This window comes from Pseudomonas sp. 91RF (assembly GCF_003576265.1).
GTDB classification, from domain to species: Bacteria; Pseudomonadota; Gammaproteobacteria; order Pseudomonadales; family Pseudomonadaceae; genus Aquipseudomonas; species Aquipseudomonas kribbensis.
Genome location: NZ_QWFC01000048.1, coordinates 196,119 through 208,951, shown reverse-complemented (window position 1 = coordinate 208,951; position 12,833 = coordinate 196,119). Strand labels below are relative to the sequence as shown.

Annotated in this window: 8 protein-coding genes; 6 read left to right on the top strand and 2 right to left on the bottom strand. The window is 59.7% G+C overall.

Annotated features, from left to right (window positions below; translation table 11 throughout):
• Window positions 1-72: 72 nt before the first annotated feature.
• On the bottom strand, window positions 73-1,467 hold the full coding sequence (locus DXT77_RS25795; RefSeq protein ID WP_119429699.1) for a class II fumarate hydratase: 1,395 nt from the start codon (window positions 1,465-1,467) through the stop codon (window positions 73-75).
• A gap of 193 nt (window positions 1,468-1,660) precedes the next feature.
• Here DXT77_RS25795 and DXT77_RS25790 point away from each other — a divergent pair, with 193 nt between their 5' ends.
• The 5 genes from DXT77_RS25790 to DXT77_RS25770 all read left to right on the top strand — a co-directional run bounded on the left by DXT77_RS25790 (window position 1,661) and on the right by DXT77_RS25770 (window position 5,998).
• Entirely contained in the window at window positions 1,661-2,179 is a 519-nt protein-coding gene (locus DXT77_RS25790; protein ID WP_119429698.1) for a DUF2059 domain-containing protein, read from the top strand.
• A gap of 12 nt (window positions 2,180-2,191) precedes the next feature.
• The gene (locus tag DXT77_RS25785) at window positions 2,192-2,491 is read left to right on the top strand and encodes a BolA family transcriptional regulator (protein ID WP_065257175.1); all 300 of its coding nucleotides are present in this window, start codon (window positions 2,192-2,194) and stop codon (window positions 2,489-2,491) included.
• A 117-nt stretch (window positions 2,492-2,608) separates the two neighbouring features.
• Complete coding sequence (locus DXT77_RS25780) at window positions 2,609-3,550, top strand: rhodanese-related sulfurtransferase (protein ID WP_119429697.1); 942 nt, start codon at window positions 2,609-2,611, stop codon at window positions 3,548-3,550.
• Between the two features lie 2 nt (window positions 3,551-3,552).
• Window positions 3,553-4,188 (top strand): DsbA family protein, encoded by a 636-nt coding sequence (locus DXT77_RS25775; RefSeq protein ID WP_119429696.1) that lies wholly within the window; start codon window positions 3,553-3,555, stop codon window positions 4,186-4,188.
• Window positions 4,181-5,998, top strand: coding sequence for an ABC transporter ATP-binding protein (locus tag DXT77_RS25770; RefSeq protein WP_119429695.1), 1,818 nt, complete (start codon window positions 4,181-4,183; stop codon window positions 5,996-5,998). Before DXT77_RS25775 ends, DXT77_RS25770 begins: the two co-directional genes overlap by 8 nt.
• A 1-nt stretch (window position 5,999) precedes the next feature.
• Here DXT77_RS25770 and DXT77_RS25765 read toward each other — a convergent pair whose 3' ends face one another.
• Entirely contained in the window at window positions 6,000-10,142 is a 4,143-nt protein-coding gene (locus DXT77_RS25765) for a hypothetical protein (protein ID WP_119429694.1), read from the bottom strand.
• 219 nt (window positions 10,143-10,361) lie between these two features.
• Between DXT77_RS25765 and DXT77_RS25760 the strand changes: the two genes are divergently transcribed.
• The gene (locus DXT77_RS25760) at window positions 10,362-12,824 is read left to right on the top strand and encodes an EAL domain-containing protein (protein WP_119429693.1); all 2,463 of its coding nucleotides are present in this window, start codon (window positions 10,362-10,364) and stop codon (window positions 12,822-12,824) included.
• Window positions 12,825-12,833 lie beyond the last annotated feature (9 nt).

The following is a 12,833-nucleotide window of genomic DNA, read 5'->3' as shown; positions in this document are numbered from 1 at the left end:
CCCACATTTGGAGCGGCTGCTATTGTGGGAGCCAGCCTGCTGGCGATGACGGACTTCCGGGCGCTACAGGATTCAGCCCTTGGCCCCGGCCTCGATCATGTTCTCCGGGCGCACCCAGGCATCGAACTCTTCATCGGTCAGATAACCCAGCTCCAGCGCCGCCTCGCGCAGGGTTTTGCCTTCGCTGTAGGCTTTCTTGGCGATTTCCGCCGACTTGTCGTAGCCGATGTGCGGGTTCAGCGCCGTCACCAGCATCAGGCCGCGCTCCAGATGTTTCGCCATGACTTCGGCATCCGGTTCAAGTCCTGCGATGCAGTGCTGCTGGAAGTTGCTGCAGCCATCGGCCAGCAGGCGGATCGATTGCAGCAGGTTGTGGATGATCACCGGTTTGAACACGTTCAACTGCAAGTGACCCTGGCTGGCGGCGAAACCGATTGCCACGTCGTTGCCCAGCACCTGGCAGGCCAGCATCGACAGCGCTTCGCACTGGGTCGGGTTGACCTTGCCGGGCATGATCGAGCTGCCCGGCTCGTTGGCCGGCAATTTCACTTCGGCAAAACCTGCACGAGGGCCGGAGCCCAGCAGGCGCAGGTCGTTGGCGATTTTCATCAGCGCCACGGCGAGGGTTTTCAGGGCGCCGGACAGCGTGGTCAGCGGTTCATGGCCGGCGAGGGCGGCGAACTTGTTCGGCGCGGTGACAAACGGCAGACCCGAAAGCGCGGCCAGTTCAGCCGCAATCGCTTCGCCGAAACCGTGGGGCGAATTGAGCCCGGTGCCGACGGCGGTGCCGCCCTGGGCCAGTTCACAGACCGCCGGCAATGCGGCGCGGATCGCCCGTTCGGCGTAATCCAGCTGCGCTATGAAGCCTGAGATCTCCTGGCCGAAGGTGATCGGCGTGGCATCCATCATGTGGGTACGACCGGTTTTCACCAGTTTCATGTGCCGCGCCGACAGCTCGGCCAGTCCACCCGACAGCTCGGCGATGGCCGGCAGCAGCTGGGTTTGTACAGCCTGCGCAGTGGCGATGCTCATGGCGGTGGGGAAGCAGTCGTTGGAGCTCTGCGAGCGGTTGACGTGATCGTTCGGGTGCACCGGCGTCTTGCCGCCGCGCGGATTGCCGGCCAGTTCGTTGGCGCGGCCGGCGATTACTTCGTTGGCGTTCATGTTGCTTTGGGTGCCGCTGCCGGTCTGCCAGACCACCAGCGGGAACTGGTCGTCATGCTGGCCGTCGAGCACTTCGTCGGCGGCCTGTTCGATCAGGCGGGCGATGTCGGCAGGCAGGTCGCCGTTGCGGTCGTTGACCCGGGCCGCGGCTTTCTTGATCAGGGCCAGGGCGTGCAGGACCGGCAAGGGCATGCGTTCCTGGCCGATGGCGAAGTTGATCAGCGAGCGTTGCGTCTGAGCGCCCCAGTAAGCGTCGTCCGGGACTTCGATCTGGCCCAGGCTGTCGGTTTCGATACGGCTCATCGTGCACACTCCTGTTGGTCTGTTTGCGCAGTTTAGGCCCGGTGTGGCCCAAGTGGTTCCATCCACTCGATTGTTGCCCTGCCAGGCCCCGCCAATCAAGCACGGCAAGGCCCGGGGGTTGAGCCGCAGCGTTATTCAGGCGCAGAATGGTCGCCCTTGGGGTTTTACCTCGCCTAGCTGAAAAGGAAACTCGATGACTCGTCTTCGTGCCATCTGCACCGCGGTTGCCCTGGTTTGCGCCAGCGGCCAGGTGTTTGCCGATACCGCCAGCCACAACGCCAGTGCCGAAGCTTTCCTGACCCTGGCGCACGCTGACAAGCTGGGCACTCCGGTGTACATGCAAGTGCAGCAGATGTTCGCCCAGCGTTTTGAACAGACCAAGGCTCCGGAATCCAAGAAAGCCGTACTGGATACCTACCAGGCCAAGGCCAACGCCGCCCTGGACCAGGCCATTGGCTGGAACAAGCTGAAACCGGACATGGTCAAGCTCTACACCAGCAACTTCAGCGAACAGGAGCTCAAAGACCTGGTCGCGTTCTACCAGTCGCCACTGGGCAAGAAAGTCCTGGAAAAAATGCCGCAGCTGACCCAGCAATCGGCCCAGATGACCCAGGCCAAACTGGAACCTGCCGTTCCTGTGGTCAACAAGCTGCTGGACGACATGACCAACGAGCTGGCACCGAAAGGCGCGGCTCCGGCCAAGAAGAAGTAAGCGGAGTTCGTGATGACCATGCAACAACGCATCGAATCGACGCTGGCGCTGCTTCAGCCTGAGCATCTGCAGGTGCTGGACGAAAGCCACATGCACAGTCGCGGGTTGCAGACCCACTTCAAGGCAGTGGTGGTCAGTGCGCAGTTCGAAGGCCTGAACCGGGTCAAGCGCCACCAGAAAGTCTACGGCACGCTCGGCGAGCTGATGGGCGAGTTCCATGCGTTGGCGCTGCACACCTACACCCCGCAGGAATGGGCAGAAGTGGGCGCCGCTCCGGCGTCGCCGACCTGTGCCGGCGGCAGCAAGCATTGAGCCTTGCAGCAATGAACTGAGGTTTTTTGCTAGAATCCGCAACGCGCCGCTCACCCGGCGCGTTTTTTTTCGCATCCGGTTCACCCTTTACGAGGGTAGCCACCTGGAGAAATACCCATGACACAACCGATTGTCGTGGCGGCACTGTACAAGTTCGTCACCCTCGAAGATTACGTCAACCTGCGCGAGCCCCTGCTGCAAGCGATGGTCGACAACGGCATCAAAGGCACTCTGTTGATTGCCGAAGAAGGCATCAACGGCACGGTTTCCGGCAGCCGCGAAGGCATCGACGGCCTGCTGGCCTGGCTGCGCAACGATGCGCGCATGGTCGATATCGATCACAAGGAATCGTACTGCGACGAGCAGCCGTTCTACCGCACCAAGGTCAAGCTCAAGAAAGAGATCGTGACCCTGGGCGTCGAAGGCGTCGACCCGAACAAGAAGGTCGGCACCTACGTCGAGCCGCAGGACTGGAACGCGCTGATCAGCGATCCGGAAGTGCTGCTGATCGACACCCGCAACGATTACGAAGTATCGATCGGCACCTTCGAAGGCGCCATCGATCCGAAAACCACCAGTTTTCGCGAATTCCCCGACTACATCAAAGAACACTTCGACCCGGCCGTGCACAAGAAAGTCGCGATGTTCTGCACCGGTGGCATCCGCTGCGAGAAGGCGTCGAGCTACATGCTGGGCGAAGGCTTCGAGGAGGTTTACCACCTCAAGGGCGGCATCCTGAAGTACCTCGAAGAGGTGCCGCAGGAAGAGACCAAATGGCAGGGCGACTGCTTTGTTTTCGACAACCGCGTGACCGTGCGCCATGACCTGAGCGAAGGCGACTACGATCAGTGTCATGCCTGCCGCACCCCGGTCAGCGTCGAGGATCGCGCCTCCGAGCATTACGTGGCCGGCATCAGCTGCCCGCACTGCTGGAACAGCCTGAGCGAGAAGACCCGCCGCAGCGCCATCGACCGCCAGAAACAGATCGAACTGGCAAAAGCGCGCAACATGCCGCACCCGATCGGCTACAACTATAAGCAAGCATCCTCCGAGGCTTAATCATGTCTGCACGCCTGCTCTATGTGATGGATCCGATGTGTTCGTGGTGCTGGGGATTTGCCCCGGTCGCCAAGGCATTGGTGGAGCAGGCGCAGGCTGCCGGGGTGGAACTGCACCTGGTGGTCGGCGGGTTGCGTACCGGCAGTGGCGCGGCGCTGGAGCCGACCACCCGGCGCTACATCTTCGAACACTGGCAGGCAGTCGCCGAAGCCACCGGCCAGCCGTTCAAGTTCGAAGGCGCGTTGCCCGAAGGCTTTGTCTATGACACCGAGCCCGCCTGTCGCGCCATCGTCACGGCGCGTTCTCTGGCACCGGATTGTGCATGGACGCTGCTGGGCCTGATCCAGCACGCGTTCTACGTCGAGGGCCGCGATGTCACCCGCGCCGATGTGCTGGTGGAACTGGCCGAAAAGGCCGGTGTGCCGCGTATCGAATTTGCAGCCCTGTTTGATCGTGCTGACCAGCACGAGGCCACACTGGCCGATTTCAACTGGGTTCAGGATCTCGGCATCGCCGGATTCCCGACCCTGCTCGCCGAACGCAATGGCCAGCTGGCGTTGCTGACCAACGGCTACCAGCCGTTCAGTGAACTGTCGCCGTTGCTCGGTCGATGGCTGGAGCGCGCGGCCTGTGTCTGACCCGGCCGATGACACGCCAGCCGTCAAGCGTGTCGACCGGCTGAGCTGGGCTGAAGTCCGGCGACTGGCACTTCATCACAAAAAATCCCTGTGGATCGCCAACGGCGTGGCCGTACTGGCGACGCTGTGCAGCGTGCCGATTCCGTTGCTGCTGCCGTTGCTGGTGGACGAAGTCCTGCTCGGCCACGGCGATGCCGCGCTGAAACTCATGAACCATGTGCTGCCGAGCATGTGGCAGCAAGCGGCGGGCTATATCGGCCTGATGCTGGTGGTGACCCTGACCCTGCGTTGCAGCGCCCTGTGTTTTGGCGTGTTGCAAGCGCGGTTGTTTGCGCGGCTGGCCAAGGACATCGTCTATCGCATTCGCGTTCGCCTGATCGAAAGACTCAAGCGTATTTCCCTCGGCGAATACGAAAGCCTGGGCAGCGGCACGGTCACTACGCACCTGGTCACCGACCTCGACACCCTCGACAAGTTTGTCGGCGAAACCCTCAGCCGTTTTCTGGTGGCGATGCTGACGCTGGTCGGCACTGCCAGCATCCTGATGTGGATGCACTGGAAACTGGCGCTGCTGATCCTGCTGTTCAATCCGCTGGTGATCTACGCCACGGTGCAGTTGGGCAAACGGGTCAAGCACCTGAAGAAACTGGAAAACGACAGCACCTCGCGCTTCACCCAGGCCTTGAGCGAAACCCTCGACTCGATTCAGGAAGTGCGGGCCGGCAACCGTCAGGGCTACTTTCTCGGACGGCTGGGGCTGCGGGCCCAGGAAGTGCGCAACTACGCGGTCAACTCGCAGTGGAAGACCGACGCCTCGAACCGCGCCAGTGGTCTGCTGTTCCAGTTCGGCATCGACATCTTCCGCGCAGCGGCAATGCTCACGGTGCTGTTCTCCGACCTGTCTATCGGGCAGATGCTCGCGGTGTTCAGTTACCTGTGGTTCATGATCGGTCCGGTCGAGCAACTGCTGAACCTGCAATACGCCTATTACGCGGCGGGCGGTGCGCTGTCGCGGATCAACGAACTGCTGGCACGCGCCGACGAGCCGCAATACCCCGGCGGCGTCGACCCGTTCAAGGGCCGCGATACGCTCGGGATTCAAGTTCAGGGACTGACCTTCGGTTACGGCGACGAACTGGTGCTGGATCAGTTGAACCTGTCCATCGCACCGGGCGAGAAAGTGGCGATTGTCGGCGCCAGCGGCGGCGGCAAAAGTACCCTCGTGCAATTGTTGCTCGGTCTGTACACGCCCTTGGCCGGGACGATCCGTTTCGGCGGATCGACCCAGCAGGAAATCGGCCTGGAAACGGTTCGGGAAAACGTCGCGGTGGTGCTGCAGCATCCGGCGCTGTTCAACGACACCGTGCGCGCCAACCTGACCATGGGCCGTACCCGCAGTGACGAAGCCTGCTGGCAGGCGCTGGAAATCGCCCAGCTCGAACCCGCCATCCGTGCCCTGCCGGACGGGCTGGACAGCATCGTCGGCCGCTCCGGCGTGCGCCTGTCCGGCGGTCAGCGGCAGCGGCTGGCAATTGCGCGGATGATCCTCGCCGAGCCGAAAGTGGTGATCCTCGACGAAGCCACCTCGGCCCTCGACGCCGCCACCGAATACAACCTGCACCAGGCCATGGCGCGGTTCCTCCATGGCCGTACCACGCTGATCATTGCCCACCGCTTGTCAGCGGTGAAGCAGGCGGACCGGGTGCTGGTGTTCGACGGCGGGCAAGTGGCCGAGGATGGCGACCATCAGCAACTGATTGCCGATGGCGGGTTGTACGCCAAGCTATATGGGCATTTGCAGCGGATGTAGGTCATTTCCATAAAACCTGCAACGCATCGGCTTCACCTCTATGACCAAATTCCTTCATGACCAGTGAGCACGATTCGCAGGGCGGCATCGTGGTAGCGACGTCCACCGATTTCAGCTCAAGTGGATCGGTGTATTTCTCGCGAATTACGCGTATCAGCTTGCTTTCGCTGTCCAGGGAGGTCGGTCGGGCCGCCAGTATCGGTGTGTAGGTATCGATGTTCTTGATGGTCAGTGGGACGGCTGCCAGGCGCCCTTTATCTGTCAATTCCAGGTTCGTCTTGCCAACAGTCAGGCTGAAGTCGACGTTGACGTAGGTCGTGTCGCCGATCTTCACATGATTGGCGCCCAGATGCCGAAACAGGGGCAGGTGTTTGGTTGTGCCATGAGCGCCGGAAACGCTGACGTACACTTCTCGCACGCCATTGGCAGTGATGACTTCGGCATAGGCAATATTGCGGGCATTGTCTGTGCGGTCAAATCGGCTCAGCAGGTGTTGCAGTTTTTGCATTGTGTCATTGATGCGCAGCGACGCATTGTCAAGGTTTGGCGTGGTCGTCGGTGACAGAAACAGGGTGTCGAAAATTTCCGCCGTTCGCTGCCGCAAAGCCTCAGGAGCGTCCTTGCTTCGTGCCCACGTGGTGGCACCTTCGGTACGCTTCGCTACGATCATTCGCGTCGAGTGGTCAAACATCAGCGCTTCACCGGGGCTGGTGTCTACCTTCAGCCATTTCATGCCGGCAGGTGGATTAGCGATCGTGCCGAGTGAAATAGCGATGTCATCCATGGTTTTCAGGGCGCGCTCGACCTCTGGAACCGTGTGGATCCGTGCCGTGTTGTTGGCATTGAGCGACCCGGTATAAACCTTCTTCAGTTCCTCCGCCAGTTCCACAGGCAGGGTTTGCGCCTTGCGTAAAACCAGAGGATCGGAAAGAGCCTGTCCGGGCAAGCGTTCGGTGACGTAAAAATCCCCGGCGTTGAGGCGGGTGAATACATAGTGTTTCGAGTCATCTTTCGCGGGAACGATGATCGCTCCGACTTCAAGCGTATCGAACTTTTTTGAGCGATCGTAGGGCAGGCGAACCTTGATGCGCGCGTAGATTCCCTTTTGAAACTCCAATGATGCATTGAGTTGCCTGTAGGTCTTGATGGCGCTTGTCAGTAATGGCTGCGAGGAGATGGCCGGTGTGTAAATGGTATCGCCGAACCATGGCGCCCATCCCTTGCTTGTGTCCTGACTGTTCGGGGGCGGCGTCGTCGCTGGAGTCCGCGTGACATAACTCGTTCTGCATACATCGCTGCCCGGTGCTCGTCGCGCCCGGCAAGGTATGGATTTGAACATCGACTTTTCATCGATCAGGTCCGCGCGGCGCAGTTGATCGCCGTCCAGACGATAGGGAATGTCATCGATCAGCAGGGTGGTGCGCCCGTCGATTTCGAGCATTTCACGGACGCTGGCCTGTTCAGGGATTTCAGCGCGCGCATGAAGTTTGCCGGGGGGGAGCGTGGTGAAGCCGGATCGACCTTGCATGAGTTGCTTTCGATGGTTGAACAGGCGCGGTCCGTAAGGAAGGGACGTCACCGGGTCGACGAGGTGGAGCCGCTTCAGGTTTGTCGAGCTTGTGTGTCGTACCAGCACATCATCGATACCTCTGACAGATGCCAGTCGATCTCCCTGATTCAGCGCTTTCCAGCTCCCCGGATTGATGGTCTGCGGCAAATTGTTGACCAGTCGGTAGCTGTCAGCATGGCCCGCCAGCTTTTTTATTCCGCCCACAGTCAGACGCCCCACCCCCAGCAGCCCTCGGCCAACGCCGCTGAGAGTCGACTTGAGCAACGTCGGAACGCCGCTCAACGGGTTCAGATTGCTCACCGTCGCCGTCAGGAGCTTGCGAGTCAGCGTCGAAAAGGACGGCAGGCTCGCTTTGACGGCCATGCGGGAGGCTGTGTTCGCTACGCGGATCAGGCGTACCGTTCCCGAAATGAACTTCCCGACGGGAAAGAGGAAAGACGCGAGATCCAGCAAAAGTCCGCCTCCGCCCATGACCTTTTTGGTGGTGTCGTCCGACAGCAGATCCTCAATGCTGCCCCAGAATGGTACGAATCCTTTGACGATGGTCAGAAATGTATTCAGTCGTTGTTCGCTTCTGGCCTTCAGGGTATCGAAGACCGTCATGCCTCGGGCCTGGGTGCGCAAATGCTTTTCATCGACATAGAGGTAGTTCGCCGCAATGTACTCAGCCACCGCTTTAAGGCGAGAGGATGTCGGAGTCGTTGTTTCACTGGACGGCAAGGCTGCGGGCATCTGACCCATCGTATCGAGAAAGCCAATGTAGTACTGCCCGTCAGAGGGCGTCTTGCCATTCAAGTGGGCAAGCCAGTCGAGGAGAAGGGTCGTGGAGAGATTCCGTTCGGGGGAATAGGTTTGTCCGGGGATCGAAGCGTGCAGGGGAAATTCGGTGCGTACGCCATTGACAGTCGAAGATCTCAGGCCGATTCGGCGACGAATGACGCCGGCACTCGGGATGAGTTCGTAATAGCTGATTTCGCCATTACACGTCGCCTGTAGAACGAAGCCTTTTCTAGCCCGGATATCGTCTGACTTCCCTTCTTTTTTGAGGATCTGGCGCAGCCCCAGTACTTTGATGGCGCCTCGTTCCAGTGTCTGACGTTCAGCTGATGGCAGCGACGCCAGCAGACTCAGGATCAAGGTCTGATAGGCCAACCTGATAGTTGTCAGATGATTCTTGAAGTCGACATCGAATTGCGCATTGACATCCGGTAGCGTCTTGCCGGAAAAGTTGGGAATGGTTCCGCCAGTAAACATCTGCCGGTAAACGCCGTGGACTTCGCGCTCCGAGTAATAGTGCCGATTTTCGTCGATTCGGAACGTTTCGAGAGTTCGCGTTTTTCCATCTGGTTCGGTGAAAAACCAGCGCTTGCCATCATCGAACTGGCCATCGGCATAAAGATCCAGGAAGCCGTACCCTTCGAGTTTCAATGACGGCATGTCTTTGAAGCCCAGAGCAGCCGGTGGATCATCCCGCAACAGTTTGCGTCCGTCCGTCTCCAGTACATGGCTACCCAGCGCAGCATCTTTCATTCCCTTGGCCATCTGCAGCCTGTCCGGCGGGCGTAACTCCAGCGATTGCACCGCCTTGTTCAGGCTTTCACTCTGGCTTTCCAGCGCCGCCAACGCCCGTTTGATTTCTTCTTCGTTGTAGTCGGATGCCGCTCGTGGCTGAACGATGCCCATGCAGACTGCCCAGTCGAGCGCAGGGCTCAATCTCAGACGCGTAATCTTTTCGAGCTCCTCGGTCGAAGCGTTGACACTGCGTTCCAGAGGCAGATTGACGAGCTGTTGAAAAGACAGCGGTTGCGGTCTGTCCAGGTCGAGTTCGTCAGCCAGCAGCACGCCGTGCATGAAATTGACCCACACCACCGAACTTTTGTAGCGAAGGTCGGGTGGGACATCGGCGACCTGGAAGTCTTTCGACAGCCGGGTCTGGTAAATGTGTGCCAGTACTATCGACTCCTTGGTGGTGGCGACTCGCTTTGTTTGCAGCAGGTGCCGGGCGAAATCATCGCGCAGGGTCTGGTAGCTTTTGCCCCAATGCACCGGATCCTGCCAGCGGAAGCCGGCGAGTTCTTGAGATTCAACGGATGATGGTGCATGCAGGTAAAGGCAGATGGCCTTGCACAGCAGTTGGTTACGTACTGAAGCAGGCGTTTGTTCTCCGGGGCCTGCACCGTACCACCTGAGGGCCTTCAGCAGTCGGTCTGCCAGGTCTTGTGCCGGTGCCGCGTCCAGAATCTGCTGAAGAAATACCGAAGGTGTCGCGCGCACTTCCTCGGTGGAGGGAGGAAACAGTACTTCGGCACCCAGACGGCGAATCAGCATGGGGCTGCCGGACATGAAGCTTTTTACGGTGGCCGTGATTTGCGCATTGATGAGTTTTGCCTTGTAAGTTTCCAGGGTATCGGTGGGGGCGGCACCGGTAGACGCGCGGCGCAAGGCATTGAAGCGTTTCCGCTCCTTGGCCGTGGGTTGCACGAATCCCTCTATATCCGGGCCGTTGTCGAGCCCCAATGCCTGGCGGGCACGCAGTTCCCTGGCGGCTGATGTCTCGGTTGCATCAGTAGTCATCTCTGTCACGTCGCACTCCTTCGCATGGGTTCCTGTTACGGAAATGGGAGTACGCAGTAAAACGATCCGAAGCCCTGTGTTGGCGGTACATATCTATGCGTGGCACTTGTGCTGCACTGAGGCTGATCCGCCGCTTGCCGGAACCGGGATCGCCTCCTAGTCTTGGGGGGATGCTCGCAAAGAGAAGGACGACCAGGCAGTGCTCATGCAAGGAATCCCATGAAGCAAAAGCGGACTCTCGGAACGCCTCGGTTGCTGGGCATCGTCTGGCCATTCATCGCCGTCGTGTTGTTTCAGGCGTTGCTGGGGGGCGTGAGTCTTTACGTCTTGTCAGCCGTTCGTGGCTATGTGGCGGGCGAGAGCCTATGGTCCAAGGGTCAGAAAGACGCCATCTACTACCTGAATCTGTACGCCGACAGCCGTGACGAGGCGATTTACCTCAAATACCAGAACGCGATCGCCGTGCCTCAGGGCGGCCATCAGTTGCGTCTGGCCCTGGACAAGCAACCACCCGACCTGCAAGCGGCGCGCGAGGGCATCCTCAAGGGCGGCAACCACCCGGACGATGTCTCCAGCCTGATCTGGCTCTACCTGAACTTTCGTCACTTCAGTTATCTGGAAACCGCCATCGACCGCTGGACGCTGGGTGACGCCTATCTGGTGGAACTCGATGATGTGGCGCAGGAGATGCACCGGCGGATCACGGCCAATGCCGCCACCGATGCCGATATCCGGCGCTGGAAGGACCGGATCTTTGCGATCAATGATGGTGTGACACCCGCCGCCAAGGCGTTCAGCGATGCCTTGGGCGAAGGCTCGCGAGTAATCCTGCGTCTGTTGCTGTTCACCAACCTCGCCACGGCGCTGGGCCTGATCGTCCTGGCGCTGTTGCGCACCCGCAAACTGCTCAAGCAGCGGCATGCCTTTGCCGAAGCCCTGCAACTGGAAAAGGACCGGGCCCATATCACCTTGCAATCGATTGGCGACGGGGTGATCACCACCGATGTGAGCGGTGCGATCGAATACATGAACCCGGCGGCGGAGGCCTTGACGCACTGGAAGGCCGAGCAGGCGGCCGGCCTGCCGCTGGCGGCATTGTTCAATCTGCTGGATGACAACGCCCAGACCGAAGGGCTGACCCTGATCGAACACATCCTCAGCGGCCAATTGAGCGGTGGCAGCGAGCACTCGAAGCTGATTCAGCGACTGGACGGCAGCACCGTGTCGGTGACCCTGGTCGGGGCACCGATCCGCAATGCCGACAAGGTCAGCGGGACAGTGCTGGTGCTGCACGACATGACCCAGGAGCGGCAATACATTGCCAATCTGTCGTGGCAGGCCACTCATGATGCCTTGACCGGCCTGGCCAACCGCCGCGAGTTCGAATACCGCCTCGAACAGGCTCTGCACAATCTGACCCGGCAGCCGGGGCGGCATGCGCTGATGTTCCTCGATCTCGATCAGTTCAAACTGGTCAACGACACCTGCGGGCATGCGGCGGGTGACGAGTTGCTGCGGCATATCTGTGCGTTGCTGCAATCCGGTCTGCGCGAGGGCGACACGCTGGCGCGGCTGGGGGGCGACGAGTTCGGCATCCTGCTGGAGAACTGTGCGCCGGAGGCGGCCGAGAAGATCGCCGAAGGGCTGCGTCAGACGGTGCAGAACCTGCATTTTGTCTGGAAGGGGCGGCCGTTCCTGACCACCGTCAGCATTGGTCTGGTGCATGTCGCGCAAACCCCGACCACCCTCGAAGCCTCGCTGCGGGCGGCGGACATGGCCTGCTATATGGCCAAGGAAAAAGGCCGCAACCGGGTGCAGGTCTACCATGCCGACGATTCGGAACTGTCCTTGCGTTTCGGCGAGATGGCCTGGGTACAGCGCCTGCACATGGCCCTGGAGGAAAACCGCTTCTGTCTCTATGCCCAGGAAATCGCCCCGTTGGGTTCGGTTGCCGGCGGTACCGGCGGGCACATCGAGATTCTGCTGCGCCTGCATGACGAGGCGGGTCGGATGATTCTGCCGGACAGTTTCATACCGGCGGCCGAGCGTTACGGTTTGATGACGTCACTCGATCGCTGGGTTGTGCAGAATGTATTTAAGGTAATTGCTCAATGTATTAACGAAGAGTGCGAACGGCCTCTGGCAATGTGTGCGATTAATCTTTCAGGCATTACTATCGGAGATGACGCGTTCTTGCACTTTCTGCGGGAACAGTTTGATAACTATTCCGTTCCTCCTGAAATGATTTGTTTTGAAATTACAGAAACCAGCGCCATTGCAAATCTTGGCAGTGCCATCCGATTTATTAATGAACTCAAAGGCTTGGGTTGTTACTTCTCGCTGGATGATTTTTGTGCCGGAATGTCTTCATTCGCTTATTTGAAACATTTGCCTGTAGACTTCCTGAAGATCGACGGGAGTTTCGTAAAGGATATGCTGGACGACCCGATTAACCGCGCTATGGTCGAAGTGATCAACCACATCGGGCATGTCATGGGTAAGCAGACAATTGCGGAGTTTGTCGAAACAGCCCAGATCGAGCAGGCATTGCTTGAAATCGGCGTGGATTACGCTCAGGGTTATGTCATCGAACGCCCGCAGTTGTTTACCTGCGACAGTTTGCAAAGTCGGCCCGCCAGACCGCAGCCGCTGTTGTTCAAGGCGCCTGGCACGTTCCGTTGAAGTCTCTTG